Here is a 25,931-nt window from a genome sequence, read left to right as displayed (position 1 = left end):
CTCAGAACGGTGGTGGTTTGGCGTTTTCGTCGAGGGTTTGTTGGTTGAGGCGGCGTTCGGTGTTGATGCGGGCGGCGTGGGTGTGGGCGCGGGTGTGGCGGCGTCGGGGCATGGCCAGTCGCCGATCCCCGACACCGGTGCTGGTGGTTGGTGTCGGTGGTGGTGGCGGGGTGTGGATGCGTTTGTCGGGGAACAGGATCCGGGTCAGCGGCACGGTGGTGTAGGTGTGTCCGGTGGGGTTGGTCCAGGTGTGTGTCCCGTCGGGGTGCTGGAGGGTGGTCCAGCCGCCGAAGGTTTTGAGTAGGTGATGGGTGCGGCACAGCGCGGAGAGGTTGCCGGGGTGGGTGGCCCCGCCCGGCCACGGCACGCTGTGGTCGAGGTCGCAGTGTTGGGCGCCGCGGTGGCAGCCGGGGAAGATACAGGTGAGGTCGCGGGTGCGGACCCAGGCCGCCAGTCTTGCCGAGGGCCGGTACCGCGGTTCAGCGGTCAGTGCCGCGGTGTCGGTGAGGGTGTTGACCCGGGCGCCGGTGGCGACGAGTTCGGCGACCAGCGGGGCGGGCAGGACACCGCCACCGGCAATGACCGCCGGTGCGCCGGTGACCGCGGCCGGGGCGCGCAGGGCCTGCAGGTCGTCACCGTGCACACTGGGGTCGCGCGCCGGGGTGTCGGGTTCGGGGGCGGGTTCTGGGCCCGGTTGCGGGTCCGCGGGTCCCGGCGCGGGATTTCCGGGAACCACACCCGTTGCCGCACCGGGCACTGTGTCGGTGAGGACATAGACCGTCACCGCGGCCGAGCGGGGATCCACCCCGGCGGCCGGGCAGCCAGGGTCCCCACACAAACACGTCAGCCGGTCGGCGTTCGGGTCGACGGCCAGTAACCCCATGGCATCGGCGCGGCGTTGCCCCACCGTCCGCGGATCGCCATCGCACACCGTGTCCGCGAGGGCGGTGAGCCGGGCCCGCAACACCGCGGCGTCGGTGGCCAGCAGCCGCCCCCACACCGCGACGGTGCCGGCGGGATCCTCCTGGGCACCGAACTCGATACACCGGGATCGGGCCGCGGTGCGGGCGCAGAGCACCGCGACCGGATCGAACTTCTCGATCCACACATCGATAGCGGTTTCGGTGTTCTTCTGCGAGAGCACCCCCAGGGTGGGGGCGATCCCGGCCAGCGCGGCATCGATCAACGCCAACGCCTCGGTATCGGTGACCAGTCGGGTGCGCCAGGTGATCGCGGCCGCGGTTTTGGCCGAAATCTCCCCGTGCTCCAGTAGCGCCCCCACTTTCGGGAGCCGATCCCGCAAGGCGAGGGCGATGCGCATCTGCCCGGCCGCGCTCTCCCGGGACAACCCGCAGGCCGCCGACACTTCGGCGGCGGCGTACTCCCACCCATCCAGCGCGGCAGAGGCCTGAGCCTGGTCTTCGTCCTTGCAGTGCCAGTCGACCAGGGCGGCGATGATCGCCCACCGCTGCGCCGCGGCCACCGCCTCAGCCCGGGTCGCTGCTCGTAGCGCATCGATCAGTGCCGCGTCATCCGCACCGGCCAGATCGAACATATGTTCACACTACAGCGACCCGCCGACACCAGACGGAAGTTATCCACAGGCTCGAAACTATCCACGGCCCCACGCCCGCAGCAGGATTCGAGCGTCGTTCAGACGACGTCGACACCCGCCGCACGCAACGCGGTCACCGCCTCGTCGGTGCTCGTCGGGGCCACGCCCGCAGTCAGATCCAGCAGCACGCGGGTGTGGAAAGCCTCGGCCGCGGCATCGGCGGCGGTGGCCTTCACGCAATAGTCGGTGGCGATACCCACTACGTCCACGTCGGTCACTCCGCGCTCGCGTAGCCATGAAGCCAGGCCGGCCCCGGATGCTTCCGCGCCCTCGAAACCGCTGTACGCCGCGGAGTACTCACCCTTGGTGAACACCGCCTCCACCGCCGACGGATCGAACGACGGATGGAACTCGACACCCGGGGTGCCGACGACGCAGTGCCGCGGCCAGGAATCCCGGTAGTCGGGAGTGTCGGAGAAATGGGACCCCGGATCGATGTGATTGTCCTTGGTGGCCACCACATGGTCGTAGTCGTGCGAACCCAGCAGTGCGGTCACTGCGCGAGCGACGTCGGCGCCGCCAGCCACGGCCAGGGAGCCACCCTCGCAGAAGTCCCGCTGTACGTCGACGACGATCAAAGCCCGCATGCCCAAAGCCTAACCGCCGAACAGCAGATACAGGCCGGTGAAGGTGTAGCCGACCATCACCAGCATCATCGCGAGCTGGCCGGTCAGCTGATGCCGCTTGGGCAGCACACGCAGTGCGCAGTCGTGTGCGGCGATCACCCCGGCGATATGGCCACCGACCACGAACAGGACCTTCAACGTGGCCAGTGCCGACGGATGCAGGGACAGCACGTAATACACGTGCGCATCGTGCATGCCCAGCAGCGTGTAGACGGTCTGCTGACCCTTCTCGACCAGATAGGTCAGGTAGTGCGCGAACACATAGCCGATGACGATCGGGATGAGGGAGTGCGCCATCAGCCCCGGCAACTCCCGGCGCCGCTCCCGGCTCACCCCGCCGGTGGCCCGGGCCGCGAGACTGAACGTCAGCGCCACGATCAAGACGAACACCGCAAGCCCGACTGTCTTGAAAACCGTTGGCTGCCAAGCGCCCGAGGTGTGCGCGTCGACGAATCCGCGCCACGCCGGTGTCGCCGAGAAGCTGTCGAAGGCCGTCGACCCCAGCAGGACGGCGAGGACCGTCACCGTCGCGGGCCGGACCGGCAACGTCGGAAGGTGGTCGAACGGGTTGCCGACCGCGATGCGCCCATCGGCGTTGCGCCGCAACGGGGAGCATCGTGAAGCCACCACGCTGTACACCTCGAACGGGTCGGCGTGTGAGCACCACCGGGTGCCTAAGGCGAAAGTCCCACCCAGGGTGACACCGAGGTAGATCAACAACCAGATCTTCACGGCCCCAAGCGAACCGGGATCCGGGCTGGCCAGCTCGAGCCATACGAAGGCGAACAATCCGAAGGCGGCGGGCCAGTAGCCGAGTCGCTCGGGGTAGGACGAAGCGCGTACCCGGAACAGCCGGGCGACTGTCCGTACCGGCGAAAGCACCCGCCACACCGGTCCGAAAAGGACTGACAGCGCGACCAATCCGACCCACAGCAGCACGTAGAACACGCCGGGCAGGGCATTCGACGAGTTCTGCGGACCGAACGCCGCAGCCACCGCGACCCACCCCGCGAACGCCAGTCCCAGCAGACCGACCGTCCACCGGGTCGACGGCGAATCGACGAATTCCGTCACCCAGTGCGGCAACGGCCGCCCCGGCGTCGCGGGATCGAAGCGTGGTCTACGCCATGCCAGTGCCACCACGGCGAAGGTGAAGGTGAGTGCCCACGCCGCGCCGATCAGGGCATAGGTCAGCGGGATGGGCAGATCGGCCGAGCCGCCCAGCCCGTGCGCCAGGATCACTGCACCGTGATGGTCGCGACGGTCTTGTCCAGGTGGTGCAGTTCGACATCGACCTTGCCGGGCACGTCCACGGTGAATTGGAACGCCTGACCATTCTCCGGCTTGATGTCGAAGGTGTGCTCGGGGTTGGAGTGCACGTGCAGCTGATCGGCGGCGTCACTGTTGACCCGGACGATGATCGGCTGCTTGACCTTGGCCTGCACCTGCTGGTTGGTCGGGGTGACGTTGCCGCCGGCGATGGTGACGTCGATGACGACGCGTTCCGGCGGGGACTGTTGGTCCGTCATCTCGGGCGCGGCGGTCCCGGTGCTCGACGTCGTGCCGGTGTTCTCCGGCGTCGTCGAGCTACCGCAGCCGGCGATCAGGGCGACGGCGCACACGGCGGTAAGTGTCTTGATGAGAGTCACGCTGAACCATCCTCGTCGGTCGAACCTGCGTTCTCGCTGTCAGAATCGTCATCGGGTCCGGCTCGCCTGTCGCGGACGGCCACCCAGGCGACCACCCCGGCCACCACGACGGCCGGTGCGAACGCGGGCAGCGCCAGCCAGAGCGAATGGTCGGCGAGAACGGTCACGGCTGTCCGACGGGTTCCCGGGTCTCGGCGGTGCTGTGCTGCTCGCGCGAATTGATCCGTCCCGCACCCCAACTCAGCAGTGCCACCAGGATCAGCGAGCACACCAGCACCACCAGCGATGCCGCGCTGTACAGCCAGGACGGGACGTCGAGGTTGCGTTCGCGCTGCAAGACCTTGATCTCTTCGGTGAAGTCACGCGAGGTCGAGGCCAGCGCCGGGGTCTCCTCGGCGCCGATACCGGGGTCGGCGGGCAGGAAGATCGGCACGGCGGCCATGGTCCGGCCGTCCTGCACCCGCAGCACCGTCTTCCAGGTACCCCACACCGGGATGGGCCGGGTGGAGCGGTAGTGGCCCGGGCCGACCCGCTCCAGGTGGTCGATGACCAGACCACGCTCGTGATCGAGCTTGCCCTGCCACGCCAGGATGGACACCCATTCGGGGTCGGCGCTGATCAGGTTGGCCGGCGTGATCTTGACGTCGGCGTTCGCCAGTCGCTGGCCAGCCTCGCTCGGCACGTCGGTGAGGGTGATTTGCGCGCTGGCATCCTCCGGCACCGTGGTGTTCAGCCCGTTGGCGACGGCGCCGGCGATGACCAGCACCGTAGCGGCGACGATGCCGATGCCGACGGGGCGCTGCGGCAGTTTCTGGCCGGTGAGCACGATGGCGAGGAGGGCACCGCACATGCCCATCCCGACGGCCACCGGCACCGAGGTGGCCAGCGCCTCGCCCCACATGCTCTGCGGCCACGGGTTGCGGAAGACGGCGTCGACCCAGAACGACTCCAGCCACATGCCCACGGACCCGACGCCCAGACCGGCAACCACACCGAACAGGATGGGCCGCTTGGCAAGTGGCGTGAGCCCGAGGAGTTCCACCACGATGGCCGACCCGAGGTAGAGCGCGAACCAGCTGTGCGGTGCGCCCAGTACGGGTCCGACGACCAGTGCCACCAGGCCGCGGATGACGAAGGCGAAGGCGATCGCACCGAAGGTGGCGAAGCGGCCGAGGAACAGCCGCGTGACGACCAGGGACATGGCGGCCGCCGCGGCGATGAGCATGGGGTGCAGCACCAATCGGAACTGCTCGATGCCGAAGTCGTATTCGACCGGGAACACCGACAGGCCGATGACCAGGCCGCCGCACGCCAGATACGCCAGGATGCTGCGGCGCTGCTCCGGCGCCTCGGCGCCCATGGCGATATCGCCCTCCCGGGTCAGCAGCAGCGTGGCCACCAGGGACAGGCCCGCGCCACCGATGAGCATGAGGTGAGTGGGACCCCACAGGGTGACGTCCTGGCCGAAGATCCGGTGCCAGATGTCATCCAGGGGGAAGCCGATGAGGGCGTACAGACCGCAGCCGGCCATCAGGATGCCGCCGACGGGTGCGTACCAGGTCCGGGTGATCTTCACCGCGGCCGGCCCGGGTTTCTCGTAGGGCAGGATGATCGAGAGGGATCCGGCGATGAACAGCAGGAACAAGCCGATCAGGATGAAGTAGTGGGCCGGGTTGGCCAGCGGGCCGGCGTCGCGGCCCTTGCCGATGTGCAGGCTGACATCCCAGATGAAGCCGAACATGGCGCAGATGATGGTCGAGGTGAACAGCAGCGCGGGCAGGGCCACCCAGCCGGGGCGATTCATCTTGCGGCCGGTCTTCTCGGCGAGATCGTGTAGCCAGGTGATCCGGCGCTGACGGTGCAGGTAGCCGATCCACAGCAGTCCGGCGGTGATGATGGCGGTGGCCACCGACATCCCGATGACCTGGTCCAGCGCCGCACCGCCGCCTTCGGTCCCGGCCGCGGCCAATACAGCAACCTGTTGCGCCATGTCCCACCCCGCTACGTTGAAGAGCTCGATACCTACTCGCCGGTAATGTTGTCAGAAAGCTGTATCCGAAACCAGGGGTACCGGACACAGTGTCGAGCCTAGGCAGTTTGCTGGCGGCGTCGCTAGCCTTGAGCATGATGAAACTCGCGGGCCTGCGGCAGCGCGATGGCGTCACCTGCGGACCGACCGTGGCGGTGGTGGCGGGTGCGCTGCTGGATCCGGGGTACCGCGAAGCGCTGCAGACCCCGCACCTCTTCCATGCCGAACAGGGCCGGGTGCACCGTCTGGTCAACCGGCTCTGGCCGCGCCGGCTGGGGACCACGCCGGTCGGGGTGGCCAGGGCCATCAGCGCGCACAGCCCGGTCCGGTACCGGTGGCGACTGTTCCGCGGCCTGCTGCCCGGTGGCCGGGACACCCTGTCCGATGTGCTCTCGGCGGTGCGGGCCGGGCGCCCGGTGGCGGTGCTCGTCGGCCGGTTCCTACCCCGGCACTGGATCCTCGTCGTCGGCGCGGGCGGGGGTCGGTTGCATTGCTATGAGCCCAGTTCCGGACAGGTGCGCGAGGTGTCGATCGACGCCGTCCGGCGTGGCGGGCTGACCGGGCTGGGCTTCCCGACACCGTTTGCCTTCGTGCTGCCCCGCCGGTGGTGACTCAGCGGCCGCGTTGCGTCTGCTAGCTCGTCAAACTATAGTCTGGACACATGTCCAGTGTGTCTCGCCGCAGTTCAGCGGATTGAGCTGACGTGCGTATCGCCCTGCTTTCGTATCGAAGCAAGACGCACTGCGGTGGCCAAGGTGTGTACGTCCGACACCTGTCCCGCGGTCTGGTCGAGCTCGGCCACGACGTCGAGGTGTTCTCCGGCCAGCCGTATCCGGAAGGGCTGGATCCTCGCGTCCGGCTGACCGAGGTGCCGAGTCTGGATCTCTACCGCGAACCCGATCCGTTTCGGGTGCCGCGCCCCAGTGAGATCCGGGACGGCATCGATCTGCTGGAGCTGTTCACCATGTGGTCCGCCGGCTTCCCGGAGCCCCGTACGTTCTGCATGCGGGTGGCCCGGATCCTGGCCGACCGTCGCGACGAGTTCGACGTGGTGCACGACAACCAGAGCCTGGGCTCCGCCCTGCTGGGGATCGCCAGGGATATCCCGCTGGTCGCGACCGTGCACCATCCGATCACCCGGGACCGGGTGCTCGAGGTGGCCGCCGCCACCTGGTGGCGCAAACCCCTGGTGCGGCGCTGGTACGGATTCGCCGAGATGCAGAAGCGGGTGGCCCGCCGGATCCCCGAACTGCTGACGGTGTCGACGACGTCGGGCGCCGATATCGCCGAGGACTTCGGGGTGGCCGATGACCAGCTGCACGTGGTGCCGCTCGGGGTCGACACCGACCTGTTCCGGCCGGCCGACCACCGGGTGCCCGGCCGCATCATCGCGATCGCCAGCGCCGACGTTCCACTCAAGGGCGTCAGCAATCTGCTGCATGCGGTCTCGCGGCTGCGCGCTCACCATAATCTGGACGTGCAGCTGGTGTCCAAGCTCGAGCCCAACGGACCCACCGAGAAGTTGATCGCCGAACTCGGCATCTCCGATATCGTGCACAGCTCGTCGGGCCTGCCCGACGAGGAGTTGGCCCGCTTGCTGGCCTCGGCTGAGATCGCTTGTATTCCTTCGCTTTACGAGGGATTCTCGCTGCCGGCCGTGGAGGCGATGGCCAGCGGCACGCCCATCGTGGCGAGCCGCGCGGGAGCGCTGCCCGAAGTGCTGGGCGCCGAAGGTGAATGCGCCCGCCTGGTGCCGCCGGGCAATATCGATCGACTGACTGCCGTGCTCGGCGAGCTGTTGGACTCCCCGGCGCAACGCCGCAAGCTCGGCGCGGCCGGACGCCAGCGGGCCCTGGCCGTGTTCAGTTGGGAATCGGTTGCCGCACAAACAGTTTCGGTGTACGAGAAGGCAATCGAGAGGACCGCGAGAGGATGACGTCGTGCTGACCGTCGACTATGACCGCCTGGGTGTCGGACCCGGCACCTCGGTGATCGACGTGGGCTGCGGTGCCGGCCGGCACTCGTTCGAGGCCTACCGGCGCGGCGCCGACGTCATCGCCTTCGACCAGAGCGTCGAGGATCTCAACGACGTCGATGCCATCTTGACCGCGATGAAGGAACAGGGCGAGGCTCCGGCCGGGGCCCGTGCGGAAGCGGTCAAGGGCGACGCCCTGGATCTGCCCTACGCCGACGGCACCTTCGATGTTGTCATCGCTTCGGAAATCCTGGAACACGTGCCCGCCGATGACGCGGCGATCGCCGAACTGGTGCGGGTGCTCAAGCCGGGCGGCAAGCTCGCGGTCACGGTACCGCGGTGGCTGCCGGAGAAGGTGTGCTGGCTGCTGTCGGACGAGTACCACGCGAACGAGGGCGGACACATCCGCATCTATCGTGCCGACGAGTTGCGCGACAAGATCACCCCCCGCGGGGTGAAGTTCGTCCACGCGCATCACGCACACGCGCTGCACGCCCCGTTCTGGTGGCTGAAATGCGCTGTCGGCGTGGATAAACCGAAGCATCCCGCGGTCACCGCCTATCACAAGCTGCTGGTGTGGGACATGATGAGCCGGCCGTGGCTGACGCGCACCGCCGAGGACGTGCTGAACCCGCTGATCGGCAAGAGTGTGGCGCTCTACTTCGCCAAGCCGGCTGCGTAGGACACCATGCGCCACCACGAGATTCCCGGTGTGTCAGGTGTATTGACGCCGCTGCAGTGCCTGCAGACGGCTCAGTCCATCGCCGACACCCAGGAATCCGACGGTGCCGTGCCGTGGTCCGTGGGCGGTCACACCGACCCGTGGGATCACGTCGAGAACCTGATGGCGCTGACGGTCGCAGGTCTTCTCGAGCCGGCTCGGGCCGGATTCGACTGGTGCCGCAGCACCCAACGGGCCGACGGGTCATGGCCGATCCAAACGCGTAACGGTGCCATCGAGGATGCCAACACCGACAGCAACTTCTGCGCCTACATCGCCACCGGAGTCTGGCACCACGTGCTGATCACCGGGGACCGGCGCTTTGCGCTGCGGATGTGGCCGACGGTCAGCCGGGCGATCGAGCTGGTGCTCAGTATGCAGCTGCCCGGCGGCCAGATCAGCTGGGCCAGAAGCGATGCCGGGATGATGGACGAGGCCTTGCTGACCGGGTGCGCGAGCATCTACCACAGCATCAGGTGTGCGCTGGCGCTGGCGAACTATCTCGACGAACCTCAGCCCGAATGGGAGGTGGCCGTCGGCCGGCTCGGCCATGCGATCGCCGAGCACCCGGATGCGTTCAGTCCGAAAGACACTCACGCGATGGAGTGGTACTACCCGATACTGGGCGGAGCGGTGCGCGGTGCCGCCGCGCGGGCCCGGATCGAGGACCGCTGGGATGACTTCGTGGTCGACGGCCTGGGCATCCGGTGCGTGGACCATCGGCCGTGGGTCACCGGTGCGGAAACCTGCGAGCTGGTGATGGCGCTGGATGCGATCGGCGACCGGTCGCGGGCACACCAGCAGTTCGCCGCCATGCAGCACCTGCGTGAGACTGACGGCTCGTACTGGACGGGGCTGGTGTTCGCCGACGGCAAGCGCTGGCCCGAGGAGCGCACCACCTGGACCGGTGCGGCGATGATCCTGGCCGCCGACGCGTTGTCCTCGACCAGCCCGGCCAGCGGTATCTTCCGCGGTGCCGGGTTGCCGCGTGGGCTGGAGGACGAGTTCGACTGCGTCTGCGCGGCTTCGGGCCGCTAGGTCCGCCGGTCGAGCCGTACCCGGGCGCCCCGCGCCGGCGCGATCGCCACCCCGCGGGACCGGCACCGTTCACCCGGTGTGGTCGTGGTCGCGAGGGTGTGTTCGCGCAACAGCGTGCGCAACACTACCCGCATCTCCATCGTCGCGAATGCGGCGCCGATACAGCGCCGGACCCCACCCCCGTAGGGCATCCACTCGCCCGCGGTGGGTGGCCGGTGCAGGAAGCGGTCCGGGTCGAACCGATGCGGGTCGGGGAACACCGTCGGGTCCGAGTGCAGCAGTCCGATACCGGCGGCGATCGTCTGGCCCTGCGGTAGCCGCCACGGGCCGAGCTGCAGCACAGGGCTTTTCACCTGCCGGAAGGTGACATCGATGACGGGCCGGGCCCGCAGTACCTCGAGGATGGTGGCATCGAGCAGATCCGTCGCGCCCCGGTCCAGTTCGGCGGTGAGCCGGGCCAGTAAGGCGGGGTGCCGTTGCAGCCGTTCCACCGCCCAGGCCAGGGTGGTGGCCGTGGTCTCGTGGCCGGCCGCGAGCATCGTGAGGAGTTCATCGGCGATCTCGGCCCGGGCCATCGGGCTGCCGTCTTCGTATCTGCTCTGCAGCAGCGTGGCCAGTACGTCGTCGCGATCGCCCAATGCGGGATCGGCCAGCGCTTTGTCGATCAGCCGGTCCACGATGGCGTCGTACTCGCGGCGGTATCGGTATATCCGGCCCCACGGGCTCCAGCGTCCCCAATCCCATTGCGGTACAGGGATGAGTGACAACGCCGAGCCCAGCCGGATCGCCGGTGGCAGCACCGCGCGCAGCTGCTGCAACTCCTGGCCGTCGGCTCCGAACACCGCCCGCAGGATGACGTTCAACGTGATACGCATCATCGACGGCAGTATCGGGAACTCCTGTGCCACCGGCCAGTTCGCGGCCTCGCGAAGTGTCTCCTGTTCGGCGATCTGCTCGAAGGCCGTCAGCCGGCGGCCGTGGAACGGCGGTGTGAGCAGTTTGCGCCGGGCGAGGTGCCGGTCACCGGTCAGTGCGAACAATGAATGGGGGCCCATCACGCGGCCCAGATTGGCCTCGGTCGTGTCGACCACCGCGGGACCGCACCGGAACAGCTCGCGCACCTGGCCGGGATCGCTGAGCACCACCAGGTGACCGAAGATCGGCAGGTCGATCGAGAAAGCCGAGCCGTATCGCGAACGCAGGATCTGCAGTGCGCGAATCCGGTCGGCGACGCCGAGTGCGCCCTGCACCGCGCGCGGCAGCGGCGGACCGGGAGGCAGGTGCGGGTGTGCGGTCATGGCGCCGCGCACGATAGAGGGCCGAAACGTCGAACGGGTGGACGGCAGGCGTCCGTTCGTCTAGCTTGCGCGCTCCAGAAGCCGCAGTGAGCTGGTCACGGAGACCTCGCGGAAGTCACCGGAATCGATTGCGCGACGGTAGATGTGATACGGCGCTTGGCCGCCGTCATTCGGGTCGGGGAAGACATCGTGGATCACCAGGGCGCCGCCGGGGGCGACCCATTTGGCCCACCCGTCGTAGTCGCGCTGGGCATGTTCCTCGGTGTGGCCGCCGTCGATGAACAGGAATTGCAACGGCGTTCGCCACACCTGCGCCACGGTCGGGGACTTGCCGACGATCGGGATGACGCTGTCTTCGAGGCCGGCCAGGTCCAGGGTGTGCCGCAGCGTGGGCAGGGTGTCGAAACGTCCGGTGACCGGGTCGACCAGGGTGGTGTCGTGGTACTCCCAGCCGGGCTGGTGTTCCTCGGAGCCGTGGTGGTGGTCGACGGTGTAGATGACGCCGCCGACCTGGCGGGCGGCGGCCCCGAGCAACACCGTCGACTTGCCGCAGTAGGTGCCGATCTCGACGCCGATGCCACCGCAGAGGTAGTGCACGGCCGCGTCGTACAGCGCCCGGCCCTCGTCGGCGGGCATGAAGCCGATGACGGTCTCGGCGAACTCGAAGAGCCGCGCGGCGTCGGGGGGCAGGGCGATGTCGGCTGCACTCATGGCAGTCAACCTACCGTTGCTGGTACCGGGTCGTTGTAGTAGCGTCCAGACACGTGTCCGACGCGGCTGTGGAGTCGACTCGGCGGCGTCTGAGCGCCAAGCAGGCCGATACCGTCGAGCGCCTTGGCAACGCCGCGATCGGACTGCTCAACCGCGAAGGATTCGGCGCACTGACCGTGCGCCGGGTGGCCGCGGATGCGGGCGTGGGAGCGGCCACCGCCTACACCTACTTCTCCTCGAAGGAGCACCTTGTCGCAGAGGTGTTCTGGCGCCGGCTCGCGGCGTCGCCACCCACTGAGCCCGGTGACGGCGACGCGGCGGCCAGGGCGATCGGGGTGCTGCGTCACATCGCGCTGCTGGTGGCCGACGAACCCGAGTTCGCCGGTGCCGTCACCAGTGCCCTCCTGGCCCGCGATGCCGATGTCGAGGTGTTGCGCCAACGCATCGGCCTCGACATCCGGGAGCGGCTGATGGCCGCGCTCGGTCCCGGAACCGATATCGCCGTCATCGAGACGCTGGAGCTGCTCTATTCGGGTGCCCTGGTCCGCGCCGGCATGGGCTACGTCTCCTATGCCGATATCGCGCCGCGCCTGGAGCGTTCGGCGCGGCTGATCCTGGGCTGAAACTCGAGCACGGGGCCGCTGCGCGCCCTCGAATGTCCTACCGGAGGCTCTTGCGCCCCATCGGTACCGCGGAGTACCGTGACGCTCACGCCATTGGTACACAGTAGTACCAACGTACGGGTCTGGAGTGCGCATGACTGAGACGGCCTTGAAGACTTCGGAGCAGCCCGCTTCCGTCCGCGCGGCGCATCTGCCGCCCGGCCCGCGCACCGCCCGCTCGCTGCAGGGCATCGCCTTCGCCCTGTTCCGCCGGCCGATGACCGAGATGCTGGTTCGCCGGTACGGCCCCGCGATCACCATCAGCCTGCCGGTGTTCGGCCAGACCGTGATCGTCGCCGACCCACACCTGGCCAAGCAGCTTTTCACCGCCCACACCGACGATGTCGGCAACATCCAGCCGAATCTGTCCCGGGTGCTCGGCCCCGGCTCGGTGTTCGCGCTGGACCGGGCCGAACACCGGCGCCGCCGCAAGCTGCTGACCCCGCCGTTTCACGGCAAGAGCATCAAGAACTACGAGCGGATCTTCGAAGAGGAAACGTTGCGCGAGGCGGCCGACTGGCCCGTCGGGCAGGAGTTCCCGACGCTCGAGCCGATGATGCGGATCACCTTGAACGCGATCCTGCGGGCGGTGTTCGGCGCCGATGGCGCGCACCTGGACGAACTGCGCCGGATCATCCCGCCGTGGGTGACGCTGGGCTCCCGGGTGGCCACGATGCCCAGTCCGAAGCGCGATTACGGGCGGCTGAGCCCGTGGGGGCGGTTGGCCGAGTACCGCCGCCGGTACGACATGGTGGTGGGCCGGCTGATCGACGAGGTGCGCGCGGATCCCGGTTTGGCCGATCGCGACGATGTGCTGGCCTTGTTGCTGCGCAGCACCTACGAGGACGGAACCGCGATGTCACGCCAGGACATCGCCGACGAACTCCTGACGTTGCTGGCCGCCGGACACGAGACCACGGCCTCCACTCTGGCCTGGGTGTTCGAGCGGATCAGCCGGCATCCGCAGGTGCTGGCCCGGCTGGTCGACGAGGCGGACAGGGGCGGGGCGAGCGAAGCGACGGGAGATCATGGCGCTAACGAGTACCGGCAGGCCGTCATCCTGGAGACCCAGCGCAACCGCACCGTCATCGACTTCGCGGGTAGACATGTCCATTCGCCGACCTTCGAGATGGGTGAATGGGTTGTCCCGCAAGGGCATTCGATCATGGTCAGCCTCTCGCAGCTGCACCAGCGCGAGTTCGCGGACGCCGACCGATTCGATCCCGAGCGCTTCATGGGGACCCGGCCGCCGCTGGCCTGGGCGGCCTACGGCGGTGGCACCCGCCGGTGCGTCGGCGCCGTGTTCGCGAATGTAGAGATGGACATCGTGCTGCGAACGGTGTTGCGGCACTTCACCCTCACCACGACCACCGCGCCGGGGGAGAAGGTGCACTCGCGAGGAGTGGCCTTCACGCCCAAGCGCGGCGGCCGGGTGACGCTGGCTAGGCGCTAGCGTCGGCCCGCCTGGGCAGCTTCCAGCCCGGTCGCGGGAAGTGGCAGGTGTAGCCCGACGGGTAGCGCACCAGATAGTCCTGATGCTCCGGTTCGGCCTGCCAGAAGTCGGCCTCGGGCACCACTTCGGTCACCACCTTGCCGGGCCACAGGCCGGAGGCGTCCACATCGGCGATGGTGTCCAGCGCCACCTGCTTCTGCTCATCGTCGACGTAGAAGATCGCCGACCGGTAGCTGCTGCCGATGTCATTGCCCTGCCGGTCCTTCGTGGACGGGTCGTGGATCTGGAAGAAGAACTCCAGCAGCGCCCGGTAGTCGGTCAGCGCCGGGTCGTAGATGATCTCGATCGCCTCGGCGTGGCCGGGGTGGTTGCGGTAGGTCGGGTGGTCGTTTCGGCCGCCCGTGTAGCCGACCCGGGTGGACACCACACCGGGCTGCTTGCGGATCAGGTCCTGCATGCCCCAGAAGCAGCCGCCGGCCAGAATCGCCTTCTTGTTGCTCACTTGTCCTCCTGTGTCGGGAAAAGGGCCCGGTACTCGCCGTACCCCTGCGCCTCGAGGTCGTCGAGGTGGATGAATCTCAGCGAAGCCGAGTTGATGCAGTAGCGCAAGCCTCCCCGGTCGCGGGGCCCGTCGGTGAACAGGTGGCCGAGGTGGCTGTCGGCGTTCGCCGACCGCACTTCGGTTCTGATCATCAGGTGCGAGAAGTCGCGCTTCTCCACCACGTTCGAGCCGTCGATCGGTTTGGTGAAACTGGGCCAGCCGCTACCGCTGTCGAACTTGTCGGTCGAGGCGAACAGTGGCTCGCCTGACACCACATCGACGTAGATACCCGGTTCGTGGTTGTCCCAATACTCACCGGTGAAGGGCCGTTCCGTGCCGTCGCGCTGGGTGACCCGGTACTGCTCCGGGGTCAGGGCGTCGACTGCCCCGGGATTCTTGTTGTACGTCACGTAGTGATAACCCCGTTGACGTGCGGTTAGTTCCCGTCGCGGACCCGCGCGACGACGCCGGCGATCTGGTCGGCGACGGCCTGCGGCTGATACAGCATCTGGTTGTGGCCGGTGCCGGGGATGATCACATCGGTGGTGCCCAGCGCGGCCGCCAGCAGATCGTTGGCGGCGTGTATCTGCGCCTGCGTGTAATTGTCCGGTGTGAGCGCCCAGGGTGGCGCGAACTTGTCCGCACTGAGCACGATGGCGGGCACCCGGGGCAGGGGAGGTGCCGCGGCGATCTGCGCGAAGGCGTCATTGGCCAGGATCGCTTCGGGGCTCTGCGGGTCGATCACCATGCCGTCGCGGTCGAAGGCGGCGTTCTGATCCGGCCGGCCCAGCGCCATCAGGAACTCCGATGTCGGCTCGGAGAACACCATCCCGCTGACCAGTTCGGGATGGGTGCGGGCCAGCAGATCCAGGATCAGCGCGCCATAGGAGTGCGCGACGAACACCATGGGCGTCGGAAGGTGTGCCGCGGCAATGAGTTTCACGGCGTCGTCGACATCGTCGCGGACATGGTGCGGTTGGGCTACCGCGGTGGAGCGGTCGTGGCCGTCCGGGCGGGTGCCGGGGCGATCGTAGGTGCAGATCCGGGTGGTCCTGGCGACCAGCGGCTGCGCCGAGATCGGGGTCAGTTCGGGCTCGGCCTCCTCGATCAGGTCGTACGGGGACGCCCGGGCCGGGTCGTCGGGCGCGATGGCGGCGTTCCAGGCCTGCGCGTAACTGCCCTTGCCGGGGATGACGAACACCGTTGGCGCGCCGGATCCCTGGCAGTCCAGGAACAGGGAGCGCCCGTCGCCGATGGGCACCAGGCGCGAGGTGTCGGCGGCGGCGGGTGGCCCCGCGCCGACGGCGATGGCGAGCAGTGCGACGGCCAGGACCGGCCGGATCCACATGCGGTCACCCTATGGCCGCCTGTGCGGCCTCAGGTGGTTTTCCGCGGTTGCAGAAGTTCGACCTGCCTGTCGGTGAGCAGTGGGCGGACGCGTTCCACCGCCAGCTCCTGATAGTGCCGGGAGGCCAGGTGCTCGTCGAGGGCGGCCGCGTCACGGTAATGCTCGACGAGCAGCAGATGGGTGGGGTCGTCCACGCTCTGGAACGCCTGATAGCCGAGGCACCCGGGCTCGGCCAGTGCCTGGGGCCGGAGCGCGGCGATATGTGCCAGCACTGTGCCCAGTTCGGTCTCGGTCGTCTGCCAATGGGCCACCACGACAACAGGATCGGTCGATCCCATCAGCGCTTCCCGAGCGCTTCGGCCAGCGCCTCACCGACCAGCGTGCCCGATTGCGGATTCTGGCCGGTGATCAGGCGGCCGTCCACCACGAGCTTCGGCTGCCAGGGGTCGGTCGCCTGATACAGGGCGCCCTCCGCACGCAAGGCCGCCTCGAGATCGAACGGAACATCCTTGTCGGCATAGCCGTCCTCCTCGGCGGCCGAGAAGGACGTGAGGTGGCGACCACGCACCAGCGGCGACCCGTCGTCGAGTACGACACCCAGGAATGCGGACGGCCCGTGGCAGACCGCGGACACGATCAATCCCGCGTTCCACGCGCGCAGGACGGTGTCCTGGACCTCCGGATTGCCGGTGATGTCCACCATCGGTCCCAACCCGCCCGGAATGAAGACCGCGTCGTAGTCGAGCACGTCGACCTCGGACAGTTTGCGGCTTCGGCCCAACCGGCGGTAGGCCTTGGTGTCCAGGAACTCGGTCTGCGTCGGGTCGGCGGCGTCGAACCCGTCTTCGGGGGGTCGGCCGCCTTGCGGGGAGCAGAATTCGACTGCCACCCCGTGCCGGTTCAGCACCTCGTAGGGATGGGCCACCTCGGGGAAGAAGAAACCCGTTGCACGATTGTTCGGGCCGATCACGGCCGCGTTCGTCACGACGAACAGGACATAGGGAACGCTCACGGGTCGAGAATGCCGCACTGGACCCGCGAGTGAGTATCGTATTCCTCTCCGGCAGTAGCCCATTCGGAGATGATCACGATCGGGCGGTACGCGTCAGTCCATCGCAATGAGTTCGAGCTGGATGTTGTCCGGGTCGCGGAACACCACCGTCGAGTACCGGATCGGGTCCACCTCGTCCACGATGCCGGTGTGCTCGACTCCGAGTTCATCCAGCCAGGCGACCCAGGCTTCCAGCGCTGCCCGACCGGACACCCCGAACGACACGTGATCCAAGCCGGTTCGAGCCTCGTCGAACGGTTCACCCCGATTGCCGGTGTTGGTGTGCAGCCCGAAGATCAATCCGGATCGAGGCTCGGGTAACAGCACGCTGTACCCCGTCTCCTCTCGCCCGTAGTGCGGGATCGTGATGTCCAATCGCTGGGTCTGAAACACCCGCTGGTACCACTCGATGCTTGCCGTGAGATCGGTGACGGTCAACGACACATGGTGGACGCCGCTGAAAGTGGCGTCGTTGCTTGCACTCATACCGATGATTGTGGGCTGCCGTCCCGGCTGGGGTACAGGCCCACGCGAGCGGAAAGCCGATGCCCGCTACACCTCGACGGGAATGCGTCATACCGGGGGACAGCACGGACGCAGCACCAGGACAGCAACTTCGCAGTAAACTCAACTGGCAACTGAGCAGGCTGTGTGGCCGTTCAACGATCCCGAAACGGTGGACGGACTGTGCCGAACGGTCCAGTCGATGATCACGGCGGCGGCGAGTCGGCCTCCGCCAGTACCTTGCGCCTGCAGATTCTCGGGCCGTTACGGGTCTGGCGTGACGACGTCGAGCTGGATGCGGGTCCGCGGCAGCAGGGATACCTCCTCGCGCTGTTGTTGGCGCGGGTGGGGCGGGTCAGCAGCACCTCAGAACTGGTCGACCTGCTGTGGGGAGAGGACGCACCCGTCAGCGCCCTCAATGTGCTCCACAAGTACATCGGTGCGCTGCGGCGGCTGATCGAACCCAGTCTTCCCGCGCGCAAAGCCGGATCCCATCTGCTGCGGCGGGGCAACGGCTATGTGTTCACCGCTGACGCGAGCGAGCTGGATCTGCTCGGCTTCCGCGACCTCACGACAGCCGCCGACGCGGCTCTCTCGCAGCACCACCTTGACCGCGCACTCGATCTCTACGCGGCGGCGCTGCGACTGTGGACCGGGCCGGCGGGGGCAGGACTGCACCCGGCACCGGCAGCGATACCGATCTTCGCCGGCCTGGACGACGAGTTCTTCTCGGTATGCACCGTCGCGGCGGATCTCGCGGTACAGGTGGGTCGACCCGAACACGTCCTCGCTGCGGTGCGCCGGGCAGCAGTGCTGGCTCCGCTGCACGAACCCGTGCAGGCCGCCCTGATCGCACTGCTGGGAGCTGCCGGGCGACAGGTCGAGGCGTTGTCGGCGTTTCGCGCCGTGCGGACCCGCCTGGCCGAGGAACTCGGACTCGACCCGGGACCCGCCCTGGAGGATGCCCATCGGCGAGTGCTGAACGCGACGTTGCGCACCGCGGAACGCGGACCGACGGAACCCTTCAGCGGTCTGGTGGGTCGCCGCGACGAACTCGCCTTGCTGCGGCAGGCAGTGCACGCGGCCGTCCACGGACGTACCGGTCTGGTGGTCGTGGAAGGTGAGCCGGGGGTGGGCAAAACCCGCCTGCTGCAGGAGATCGCCGACGAGGCCGGAGCGGGCGACGCCGCGATCGTCTGGGGGCGCTGCCTGGAAGGCGACGGAACGCCGTCGATGTGGCCATGGCTGCAGGTCGTGAACGGCGTGCTGCGCTCACTGCCTGCCGCGCTCGCGCAGAAGTGGCGCACCGGAGACCTCGGCCGGCTCACCGAGCCCCGCGACATCGTGCTGGCCGGCGCCGCGTTGGTGGACACCGGCGCCCAGTTCCGGCTGTTCGAGGAGGTCGTCGCCCTCGTCGGCGAGGTATCGGCGCAGCGGCCACTGCTGATCGTGATCGATGATCTGCACTGGGCCGATATCGCCTCGTTGCAGTTGTTCACCCACTTGGCGGCACGATTGCCGGGCGGCGCCGTGGTCGTCGGCGCCCTGCGCGACCGCGCGCCGTCACCCGGCACCGAGTTGGCCCGGGTGCTGGCCGCCGCCAGCCGGGTTCCGGGCCACCGCCGGATCGCGCTCGGTCCGCTCAACCTCGCCGAAGTCGCCGAACTCGTCCGCCGTGAGACCGGGCACGAACCCAGTACCCGATCCGCGCGGGACATCCATGCGCGCACCGCGGGCAACCCCTTTTTCGTGCGTGAACTATCCCGGTTCCTCAACGACGGGGGCGTCTTCGCCGAGGACACGGCAGCGCATCGCGGCGTGCCTGCGACCGTCCGGGATGTGGTGCGGGACCGGATGTCCCGGCTCGACGACGACCTCATCCTGCTGTTGCAGATCGCGGCACTACTGGGGCGCGGTGTGGGCATCGGCCTGCTCGCCGCCGTGGCCGGTGTCGATATCCCGGACTGTTTGGCGAGGCTCGAACCCTTACGGGCCCTCGGACTGCTCGAGTCCGCACCCGATGACCCGCACTCGTTCCGGTACACCCACGATCTGGTCCGAGAGTCGGTGGCGGCGAGCACACCGCCGGGACGAGCGACCATGCTGCACTTGCGAATCGCCGACGCGCTGGAGGACAGCGATGCCGACGACGAGACCATCGCGGAACGGCTGGCCTACCACCTGTGGTCAGCCGGCCCGCTTGCCGACGCGGCGCGCACCGCTGAGGCGTTGGCGCGTGCGGGCGGCTGCGCGGCGGCGAAATCGGCACTCGAGGCCGCCGAGCGTCAGCTGCGGTCCGCCGTGCACATCGCGCGCGAGGCCGGCCTCGCGGAGCTCGAACTCTCGGCGCTGGCGCAGCTGACGGCGGTGGTCGGAATGCGTTCGATGTACGGCACCGCGGCCGTCGACTTGTTCGAGCGCGCAGAGCAATTGGCGCGTGGGCTGGGCCGCGAGGTCGAGGCGGCGGCCTTTCTCTTCTCGCGCTGGAGTGCACATCAACAAGCGCTCGAGCTCGATCGCAGCGGGCCGCTTGCCCGGCGTCTGCTGGATCAGGGTTACGCGTCCTCGGAACCGATGGTGCGCACATACGGTCTGCAGGCGTGGGGCCTTCACCAATGGGATGTCAGCAACATCGGCGAGGCCTACCGCTATCTGAGCCAGACCGAGAGTTCGCTGCTGGGCGGGCTCGAGCGACCCGAGGAGGACCCGGTGCGCGGGGATCTCGAGCTGCTGATGCTGGGCATGCTCGCGGAGATCACCGCGCTGCACGGCGATGTCCCCGCAGCGCGGGACCTTCTCGACACCCTGGAATCGGTAGCAGGTGACCATCCCTATCGGGTGACGATATGGGCCACGATGGCAGGCCGGATCGCGACCATCGTGGGCGATCCGGCGTGGGCCCTGTTGAGCGCGGAGCGCGGTACCACCGTGGATCCGGGGTTCTCGTTCGTCTTCCTGGGGACCTATCAACGACTGGCCGGATGCTGGGCGCGGGCGGTGACCGCGAACGACCCGGCCGCTGCCGCAGCCGCGATCTCCGAAGCTCAACGGCTCATCGCCGCGAACCTCCTTGATCCCCCACGTTCGTGTGTGGCCACCTGGTACGCGCTCCTCGGCGAGATGTACTTGACGGCCGGATCGCTGGACGATGCCGCCGCGGCGCTGGACCGGGCGGAGTTCTACCTCGACACCTTCGGGCAGCGCTACCCGGAGGGCCTGGTTCTGCTGCTGCGTGCCCGGCTGCTGCACGCGCGCGGCAAACCGATGGTGGAGGTGCGAGCCGCCGCGACGGTCGCCCGCACGCTGTCCGACGAGAGCGAAGCCCGCCTGTTCGTGCAGCGTGTCGACCGGTTCCTGGCCGAAATCGGCTGAGTGGGCCGGCGATCAACTAAGCATCCACAAGTCGTCAACACCGTCCGGATACCTTTCGGTGGACATTGAGACGAACGCAGAGGTGCAGACCATGCAGATGCGCGCGGCACGAATCCACCACTTCAATGAGCCTTTGGAACTGGACGAAGTACCGGTCCCCGAAGCCGGACCGAACCAGGTGTTGCTCAAGGTCGCCGCGGCAGGTATGTGCCGCAGCGACTATCAGCTCCTGGACGGCTACTTCCGACACGGCCTGCCCGTCGATCTGCCGTTCATCCCGGGGCACGAGGTCGCCGGCACCGTGGCGGCTCTGGGTGCCGGCGTGCCGAAATCCGCGGGACTGTCCGAGGGCGATCTGGTGGTCGTCGATGCGCAATGGGGCGACGGCACCTGCCGGCAATGTCATGAAGGCAACCAACAGCTCTGCAGTGGTGGACAACTCGCCGGATTCGGGCCGAACGGCGGTTTCGCCGAATACATGGTCGCACCGTTCGACCACGTCATACCCGTCGCCGACACCGGGCTGCCAGCTGAGTATCTGGCACCGCTGACCGACGCCGGGCTGACTCCCTACCGCGGAATGAAGAAGCTCCGCGATGCCGGCAAGCTGGGTCCAGGCCGGACCGTCGTCATCAACGGCATCGGCGGTCTGGGTGCCTACGGGGTGCAGTACGCGCGGCTTCTCGGCGCCGGCGCCACCGTTCTGGGGTTCGCCCGCAATGCCGAAAAGTTGTCCGTTGCCATGGAAAACGGAGCAGATCACACCATCAACGTGCGCGACAAGACGGCCGACGGTGTCCAGGACGAGCTCGAAGACCTCACCGGACGGCGCACGGTGGATGCCGTGCTCGACTGCGCGGGATCTCCGGATTCGCTCGGTCTGGCGGCCGCCATCCTGGCCACCGAAGGCGCCCTCTGCCAGGTGGGTCTGATGGGACAACGCGTGGAGTTGCCGCTCTTTCCGTTCGTGAGCGGGGAGAAGTCCTACTTCGGGTCGTTCTGGGGAAACTACAACGATCTACGGGACGTGCTCACTCTGGCTGGACAGGGCTTGATCAAGCACAACGTGGTGCCGGTGAAACTCGAGGACGTCAACGCCAACCTCGAAGCACTGGGGCGCGGTGACATCGTCGGCCGCGCTGTCATCGTGTTCGACTGAAAGCCCACGCATGGCAGCTATCGTCTTCATCCACGGGTTGTGGATCTCGTACACGGCGTGGCAACCGTGGATCGCCCATGTCGAGACCCACGGATATCGCGGCATTGCGCCGCGCTGGCTCGGAGAAGGTGAGTCGGCGGCCGAGTCCCGCGAAAACCCCGATGCCCAAGCCGGTTACGGCATCGAAGCACTCACCGAGCATTTCACCGCGGTGATCGAGCAGTTCGACACCCCGCCGATTGCGATCGGGCATTCGTTCGGCGGTTTGATCGCCCAGAAGCTGCTCGGACGGGGAAAGGTCGCCGCGGCGGTGGCGATCGATCCCGCGCCGATCAAGGGCGTCAAGCCGTTACCGCCGGCCCAGCTGCGATCCGCGTTCCCGGTGCTGAGCAATCCGCGTAACCGGGGTCGGGTGAAAGCCCTGACCCGCAACCAGTTTCGCTACGGCTTCGGCAATGGACTGGACGCCGAGGAGTCGGATGCCCTCTGGGAACGATGGTCCATCCCGTCGCCGGGTAAGCCGCTGTTCGAGGCGGCGATCGCAAACTTCTCGCCGCACTCGCCCGCCAAGGTCGACGTCGAGAACTCGACCAGGGGCCCACTGCTGATCACGGGCGGCACCATCGACCACACCGTGCCGTTCGTGAGCGCCCAAGCCACGTACAAGCAGTACGCGAGATCCTCTGCCGTGACCGACTTTCACCGGTTCGACGGAGCCGGACATTCCCTGACGGTGGATCACCGCTGGCGGGAGGTCGCCGACGTCGCATTGAGTTGGCTCGCCGAAAAGGGGTTTTCTGGAGACCCCCGGTAGTGGCCGTTTCCGAGCGCGCGGCGGCGTCGGCGCTGGTGTCCGAACTGAGCAAACTCGCCCGGCATGAGGGAGCCAATTCCGGCGCATGGCCGGGTCTGACGACGTATCGCTTCACCCGGCCCACGCGCCCGGGCTTCGATGACATCGACCGTCTCGCGCTCGCCGTCATCATTCCGGCGACCCGGGCGCCGGACGAGATGTGCTACTTGGTGCTCGGCGACCGTCGCGACACCGGGTGCGGTGTCGTGGCGGCCTCGGTCCCTCGTCCGGCGTGGTGTCTGGTCTTGCAGATCGAGCCGCAACTGGTTCGCGCGGTGGGCGAGAACGTGCGTGGTTGTGCGCAGGCCAACGACCTGGGCCCGCGCGGGGTCTCACCTCTCGACACCGAGATGTCGTACACGGTGGCACGCTTTCTCGGCGCGCTGGCGTCCGCCGATGACCGTCGAGTCCTGGCACCGTTGTGCCTGCAGGAGTTGGTGTATCGGGTGCTGCAGCGCGAGCAGCGGGTCACGCTGGTGGAACTGGCCGCCGCCCAGACGATCAGGAGTCCGATCGGGTCGGCGTTGAGCTACATTTCGGCGAATCTGGCAGAACCGCTGAGGGTGGACACGCTGGCTGCGCAGGCGTGTCTGAGCCCGTCGGCCTTCTCCCGGGCGTTTCGGGACCTGACGGCGCAGTCGCCGTATCAGTATGTGAAGGAAAAGCGGCTCGATCACGCCCGGCGGCTCCTGGATGGCGGGCAAGTCGGGGTGACGGCGGTATCCCGTGAGGTCGGGTATACCAGCGTGTCGCACTTCATCAAGGAATTCCACGGCCGGTACGGCGTGACACCCGGCCGCTACGCCGGTGCGCGCCCGGATTCGTGGGGTGCCGTCGCCGGGTAGGGCGAGCCGTCCCAAGCGTGATCTGAAGGAAGTTCACAGCTAATCGGTACATTCGATCTATGGCAAAGGCCCTCGCCCTGGTTCTTCTCCTGGTGGCGCTCACCGGATGTGCCGGCGGATCCCCGGTGCGTGACCACACCGCACCGGATGCGGCCGGAGCCCCGCAGTCCAAACTCTCCGATGCCGGCGGCGGCCCGCCGTTGGCGCCGCCCGGTGAGCCGGCACCGGACGTGAAACGCGACATCATCAAAACGGCGACCGTGACGATGACCGCCGCCGATGTGCCCGCCACGGCCGACAAGGCCGCCGACATCGCGACCGCGGCGGGTGGCCGCGTCGACAACCGGTCCGAGGACGCCGGTTCGGGGACCGGGCGGGCGCACATCTCGTTGGTGCTGCGGGTGCCCGCAGCGAAACTCGATGCGGCGCTGGGCGATATCAAGAAGCTCGGCACCGTGGACAGCATGCAGATCAGCTCCGACGACGTGACCGCACAGCGGGTTGACCTGGATGCGCGCATCACCGCACTGCAGACCTCGGTGGACCGGCTGCTGGGCATCATGCGCGATGCCAAGGATCCGGAGGCGCTGATCAAGGCCGAGGACGCGCTGTCGCAGCGGCAGGCGGATCTGGACAGCCTGCGCGCGCAGCGTGCCGCACTCGGTGCCCAGATCGACTACAGCACCGTGAACGTGGAGATCCGCGCCGAGCGTGTCGGAGGCCCCGCACCGCAGGAGTACCGCGGTTTCCTCGGGCAGGTGGAACGCGGCTGGGACCTGCTGGTGGCCGCGGTGTCGAATGTCGTGCTGGCCTTCGGGCTGATGCTCCCGTGGCTGGCGGCAGCGGCGGTCCTCGGCGCGATCGGATACGGAATCGTGAAGCTGGTGCGCGCCCGTCGTTCGTGAAAATCTCGACAAGAGTCGTTAGAACGTGTTCTAGTTTGAGATGTGACGAGCAGGTTGTTCACCCGTGACGAGCTGGCAGAGGCCTTCGCGCAATTCGAGCGGACCGTCGCCGGCGCCGCCGAGACGCGGAATTGGGATCCGTGGGTCGACCAGTACACCGAGGACGTCGAGTACATCGAACATGCGGCGGGCACCATGCGTGGCCGCGAACAGGTGCGGCCGTGGATCTGGAAGACCATGGAGTCCTTCCCCGGCAGCTACATGACCGCGTTCCCGTCGTTGTGGACGGTGATCGATGAGCCGACCGGCCGGGTGATCTGCGAGCTGGACAACCCGATGCGCGATCCCGGTGACGGCACCATCATCAGCGCCACGAACATCTCGATCGTCACCTACGCCGGTGACGGGCTGTGGCGGCGCCAGGAGGACATCTACAACCCGCTGCGGTTCGTGTCGGCGGCCATGAAGTGGTGCAAGAAGGCCGGGGAACTGGGCACGCTGCCCGACGAAGCGGCGGCATGGATGCGGGACATGAAGGGTGGGCGATGACGTCCCTGGTGATCGGTGGCAACGGCTACCTCGGTTCGCACGTGGTGCGCGCCCTGGTCGAGGACGGCGAGGAGGTCCGGGTGATGGTGCGTGAGGGCGCCAACACCGTCGGGATCGACGACCTGGACGTGACGCGCTTCGTCGGTGACATCTGGGACGACGACGCCCTGCGCGCGGCGATGACGGGAGTCGACGTCGTCTACTACTGCGTCGTCGACACCCGCGGCTGGCTACGCGACCCGGCACCGCTGTTCCGGACCAACGTCGAGGGCACGCGCCACGTGCTCGATATCGCAACCGAACCTGAAATCGCCTCTGGCCTCAAGAAGTTCGTGTTCACCAGCAGCTATGCCACGGTCGGCCGGCGCCGCGGGCGGGTGGCCACCGAAGCCGACGTCATCTCCGAGAAGGGGCTGACGCCCTATGTGCGGTCGCGGGTTCAGGCCGAACGGCTGGTGTTGCAGTATGCCCGTGAGCGCGGCCTGCCGGCGGTGGCCATGTGCGTGTCCACCACCTACGGCGGTAAGGACTGGGGCCGGACCCCGCACGGCGAGATCATCGCCGGCGCCGCGTTCGGCAAGCTACCGTTTGTGATGAGCGGGATCGAGCTGGAGGCCGTCGGGGTCAACGACGCCGCCCGTGCGCTGATCAAGGCCGCCGTCAAGGGCCGGGTCGGCGAGCGCTACCTGATCTCGGAAAAGATGATCAGCAATGCCGAGGTGGCACGGATCGCCGCGGAAGCCGCCGGAGTGCCCGCCCCGGCCCATTCGCTACCGCTGCCGGTGACCTACCTGCTGGCCACCCTGGGCACGGTGAAGGGCCGGCTGAAAGGCACCGACGAGAAACTCTCCTTGGCCGCGCTGCGGCTGATGCGTGCCGAGGCGCCGGTCGACTGCAGCAAGGCCAGACGCGAACTCGACTGGGCGCCAACACCTGTCGAGCAGTCCATTCGGGAGGCGGCGCGGTTCTGGGTGGGGCTGCGCGCGGCGCGGCACAAGAGCAAGGCCGGCTGAACGCCACGCCGGTC

27 protein-coding genes are annotated in these 25,931 nt (G+C 67.9%); 13 read left to right on the top strand and 14 right to left on the bottom strand.

The features are described from left to right. Position 1: 1 nt before the first annotated feature. The 6 genes from QN239_RS01835 to QN239_RS01810 all read right to left on the bottom strand — a co-directional run bounded on the left by QN239_RS01835 (position 2) and on the right by QN239_RS01810 (position 5,880). Positions 2–1,555: an HNH endonuclease signature motif containing protein gene (locus QN239_RS01835; RefSeq protein WP_499007912.1), complete on the bottom strand. Its 1,554-nt coding sequence runs from the start codon at positions 1,553–1,555 to the stop codon at positions 2–4. 98 nt (positions 1,556–1,653) lie between these two features. Further along, positions 1,654–2,202, bottom strand: coding sequence for an isochorismatase family protein (locus QN239_RS01830; RefSeq protein ID WP_499007910.1), 549 nt, complete (start codon positions 2,200–2,202; stop codon positions 1,654–1,656). A gap of 9 nt (positions 2,203–2,211) precedes the next feature. After that, the gene (locus QN239_RS01825; protein ID WP_499007909.1) at positions 2,212–3,483 is read right to left on the bottom strand and encodes a hypothetical protein; all 1,272 of its coding nucleotides are present in this window, start codon (positions 3,481–3,483) and stop codon (positions 2,212–2,214) included. Further along, complete coding sequence (locus tag QN239_RS01820; RefSeq protein ID WP_267291915.1) at positions 3,480–3,890, bottom strand: hypothetical protein; 411 nt, start codon at positions 3,888–3,890, stop codon at positions 3,480–3,482. The genes QN239_RS01825 and QN239_RS01820 overlap by 4 nt, the downstream gene beginning before the upstream one ends. Beyond that, the gene (locus QN239_RS01815; RefSeq protein WP_499007908.1) at positions 3,887–4,057 is read right to left on the bottom strand and encodes a hypothetical protein; all 171 of its coding nucleotides are present in this window, start codon (positions 4,055–4,057) and stop codon (positions 3,887–3,889) included. Before QN239_RS01815 ends, QN239_RS01820 begins: the two co-directional genes overlap by 4 nt. Further along, positions 4,054–5,880, bottom strand: coding sequence for a hypothetical protein (locus QN239_RS01810; RefSeq protein ID WP_499007906.1), 1,827 nt, complete (start codon positions 5,878–5,880; stop codon positions 4,054–4,056). The genes QN239_RS01815 and QN239_RS01810 overlap by 4 nt, the downstream gene beginning before the upstream one ends. Positions 5,881–6,017: 137 nt before the next feature. Here QN239_RS01810 and QN239_RS01805 point away from each other — a divergent pair, with 137 nt between their 5' ends. The 4 genes from QN239_RS01805 (at position 6,018) to mmpH (ending at position 9,653) form a co-directional block, all read left to right on the top strand. Then, positions 6,018–6,530 (top strand): hypothetical protein, encoded by a 513-nt coding sequence (locus tag QN239_RS01805; protein ID WP_499007904.1) that lies wholly within the window; start codon positions 6,018–6,020, stop codon positions 6,528–6,530. 92 nt (positions 6,531–6,622) lie between these two features. Continuing rightward, the gene (manT, locus tag QN239_RS01800; protein ID WP_499007903.1) at positions 6,623–7,855 is read left to right on the top strand and encodes an MMP alpha-(1->4)-mannosyltransferase; all 1,233 of its coding nucleotides are present in this window, start codon (positions 6,623–6,625) and stop codon (positions 7,853–7,855) included. 4 nt (positions 7,856–7,859) lie between these two features. After that, positions 7,860–8,576 carry a class I SAM-dependent methyltransferase gene (locus QN239_RS01795; protein ID WP_499007901.1) on the top strand — a complete coding sequence of 239 codons (717 nt, stop codon included), beginning with the start codon at positions 7,860–7,862 and terminating at the stop codon, positions 8,574–8,576. Positions 8,577–8,582: 6 nt separating this feature from the next. Further along, a complete protein-coding gene (gene mmpH / locus QN239_RS01790) occupies positions 8,583–9,653 on the top strand; it encodes an MMP endo-(1,4)-3-O-methyl-alpha-D-mannosidase (RefSeq protein ID WP_499007900.1) in 1,071 nt (356 codons plus the stop codon). On the opposite strand, the gene QN239_RS01785 is transcribed toward mmpH, so the two are convergent. After that, positions 9,650–10,963, bottom strand: coding sequence for a cytochrome P450 (locus QN239_RS01785; protein ID WP_499007899.1), 1,314 nt, complete (start codon positions 10,961–10,963; stop codon positions 9,650–9,652). The genes mmpH and QN239_RS01785 overlap by 4 nt on opposite strands. A 48-nt stretch (positions 10,964–11,011) precedes the next feature. Then, positions 11,012–11,662, bottom strand: a complete 651-nt coding sequence (locus tag QN239_RS01780; RefSeq protein WP_499007897.1) for a class I SAM-dependent methyltransferase — start codon at positions 11,660–11,662, stop codon at positions 11,012–11,014. A gap of 53 nt (positions 11,663–11,715) precedes the next feature. On the opposite strand from QN239_RS01780, the gene QN239_RS01775 reads away from it, so the two are divergent. Next, positions 11,716–12,285 carry a TetR family transcriptional regulator gene (locus QN239_RS01775; protein ID WP_499007896.1) on the top strand — a complete coding sequence of 190 codons (570 nt, stop codon included), beginning with the start codon at positions 11,716–11,718 and terminating at the stop codon, positions 12,283–12,285. 133 nt (positions 12,286–12,418) lie between these two features. Then, on the top strand, positions 12,419–13,777 hold the full coding sequence (locus tag QN239_RS01770) for a cytochrome P450 (protein ID WP_499007894.1): 1,359 nt from the start codon (positions 12,419–12,421) through the stop codon (positions 13,775–13,777). Here QN239_RS01770 and msrA read toward each other — a convergent pair. From msrA to QN239_RS01740, 6 genes are all read right to left on the bottom strand, one after another. Further along, on the bottom strand, positions 13,767–14,279 hold the full coding sequence (msrA, locus tag QN239_RS01765; protein WP_499007893.1) for a peptide-methionine (S)-S-oxide reductase MsrA: 513 nt from the start codon (positions 14,277–14,279) through the stop codon (positions 13,767–13,769). The two genes, QN239_RS01770 and msrA, sit on opposite strands and share 11 nt — an antisense overlap. After that, on the bottom strand, positions 14,276–14,728 hold the full coding sequence (gene msrB, locus QN239_RS01760) for a peptide-methionine (R)-S-oxide reductase MsrB (RefSeq protein WP_090362122.1): 453 nt from the start codon (positions 14,726–14,728) through the stop codon (positions 14,276–14,278). The genes msrA and msrB overlap by 4 nt, the downstream gene beginning before the upstream one ends. Before the next feature lie 26 nt (positions 14,729–14,754). Continuing rightward, positions 14,755–15,666: an alpha/beta fold hydrolase gene (locus QN239_RS01755; RefSeq protein ID WP_499007891.1), complete on the bottom strand. Its 912-nt coding sequence runs from the start codon at positions 15,664–15,666 to the stop codon at positions 14,755–14,757. A gap of 29 nt (positions 15,667–15,695) precedes the next feature. Continuing rightward, positions 15,696–16,004, bottom strand: coding sequence for a putative quinol monooxygenase (locus tag QN239_RS01750; protein ID WP_499007889.1), 309 nt, complete (start codon positions 16,002–16,004; stop codon positions 15,696–15,698). Then, positions 16,004–16,678, bottom strand: coding sequence for a type 1 glutamine amidotransferase domain-containing protein (locus QN239_RS01745; protein ID WP_499007887.1), 675 nt, complete (start codon positions 16,676–16,678; stop codon positions 16,004–16,006). Before QN239_RS01745 ends, QN239_RS01750 begins: the two co-directional genes overlap by 1 nt. Positions 16,679–16,771: 93 nt before the next feature. Then, complete coding sequence (locus tag QN239_RS01740; RefSeq protein ID WP_499007885.1) at positions 16,772–17,203, bottom strand: VOC family protein; 432 nt, start codon at positions 17,201–17,203, stop codon at positions 16,772–16,774. A 201-nt stretch (positions 17,204–17,404) separates the two neighbouring features. Between QN239_RS01740 and QN239_RS01735 the strand changes: the two genes are divergently transcribed. The 7 genes from QN239_RS01735 (at position 17,405) to QN239_RS01705 (ending at position 25,917) form a co-directional block, all read left to right on the top strand. Next, the gene (locus QN239_RS01735) at positions 17,405–20,593 is read left to right on the top strand and encodes an ATP-binding protein (protein ID WP_499007884.1); all 3,189 of its coding nucleotides are present in this window, start codon (positions 17,405–17,407) and stop codon (positions 20,591–20,593) included. 58 nt (positions 20,594–20,651) lie between these two features. After that, positions 20,652–21,752, top strand: a complete 1,101-nt coding sequence (locus tag QN239_RS01730) for an NAD(P)-dependent alcohol dehydrogenase (protein ID WP_499007883.1) — start codon at positions 20,652–20,654, stop codon at positions 21,750–21,752. Positions 21,753–21,762: 10 nt separating this feature from the next. Continuing rightward, positions 21,763–22,566: an alpha/beta hydrolase gene (locus QN239_RS01725; protein ID WP_499007881.1), complete on the top strand. Its 804-nt coding sequence runs from the start codon at positions 21,763–21,765 to the stop codon at positions 22,564–22,566. Then, entirely contained in the window at positions 22,566–23,450 is an 885-nt protein-coding gene (locus QN239_RS01720) for an AraC family transcriptional regulator (protein WP_499007880.1), read from the top strand. Before QN239_RS01725 ends, QN239_RS01720 begins: the two co-directional genes overlap by 1 nt. Before the next feature lie 92 nt (positions 23,451–23,542). Continuing rightward, complete coding sequence (locus tag QN239_RS01715) at positions 23,543–24,355, top strand: DUF4349 domain-containing protein (RefSeq protein WP_499016494.1); 813 nt, start codon at positions 23,543–23,545, stop codon at positions 24,353–24,355. 42 nt (positions 24,356–24,397) lie between these two features. Beyond that, positions 24,398–24,904, top strand: a complete 507-nt coding sequence (locus QN239_RS01710) for a nuclear transport factor 2 family protein (protein WP_090362104.1) — start codon at positions 24,398–24,400, stop codon at positions 24,902–24,904. After that, positions 24,901–25,917: an NAD-dependent epimerase/dehydratase family protein gene (locus QN239_RS01705; protein WP_499007878.1), complete on the top strand. Its 1,017-nt coding sequence runs from the start codon at positions 24,901–24,903 to the stop codon at positions 25,915–25,917. The genes QN239_RS01710 and QN239_RS01705 overlap by 4 nt, the downstream gene beginning before the upstream one ends. The last annotated feature ends 14 nt before the right edge of the window (positions 25,918–25,931 follow it).

Source organism: Mycolicibacterium sp. Y3, from assembly GCF_051188035.1.
GTDB lineage: Bacteria > Actinomycetota > Actinomycetes > Mycobacteriales > Mycobacteriaceae > Mycobacterium > Mycobacterium fluoranthenivorans.
Note: the sequence above shows the minus strand (reverse complement) of the source record. Positions and strands in the feature narration are given on the sequence as shown.

Excerpts from the sequence above, each read along its gene's own strand:
- QN239_RS01835 (WP_499007912.1), bottom strand. The coding sequence starts at position 1,555 with ATGTTCGATCTGGCCGGTGCGGATGACGCGGCACTGATCGATGCGCTA.
- QN239_RS01830 (WP_499007910.1), bottom strand. The coding sequence starts at position 2,202 with ATGCGGGCTTTGATCGTCGTCGACGTACAGCGGGACTTCTGCGAGGGT.
- QN239_RS01810 (WP_499007906.1), bottom strand. The coding sequence starts at position 5,880 with ATGGCGCAACAGGTTGCTGTATTGGCCGCGGCCGGGACCGAAGGCGGC.
- QN239_RS01805 (WP_499007904.1), top strand. The coding sequence starts at position 6,018 with ATGAAACTCGCGGGCCTGCGGCAGCGCGATGGCGTCACCTGCGGACCG.
- mmpH (WP_499007900.1), top strand. The coding sequence starts at position 8,583 with ATGCGCCACCACGAGATTCCCGGTGTGTCAGGTGTATTGACGCCGCTG.
- QN239_RS01780 (WP_499007897.1), bottom strand. The coding sequence starts at position 11,662 with ATGAGTGCAGCCGACATCGCCCTGCCCCCCGACGCCGCGCGGCTCTTC.
- QN239_RS01770 (WP_499007894.1), top strand. The coding sequence starts at position 12,419 with ATGACTGAGACGGCCTTGAAGACTTCGGAGCAGCCCGCTTCCGTCCGC.
- QN239_RS01755 (WP_499007891.1), bottom strand. The coding sequence starts at position 15,666 with ATGTGGATCCGGCCGGTCCTGGCCGTCGCACTGCTCGCCATCGCCGTC.
- QN239_RS01750 (WP_499007889.1), bottom strand. The coding sequence starts at position 16,004 with ATGGGATCGACCGATCCTGTTGTCGTGGTGGCCCATTGGCAGACGACC.
- QN239_RS01740 (WP_499007885.1), bottom strand. The coding sequence starts at position 17,203 with ATGAGTGCAAGCAACGACGCCACTTTCAGCGGCGTCCACCATGTGTCG.
- QN239_RS01725 (WP_499007881.1), top strand. The coding sequence starts at position 21,763 with ATGGCAGCTATCGTCTTCATCCACGGGTTGTGGATCTCGTACACGGCG.
- QN239_RS01705 (WP_499007878.1), top strand. The coding sequence starts at position 24,901 with ATGACGTCCCTGGTGATCGGTGGCAACGGCTACCTCGGTTCGCACGTG.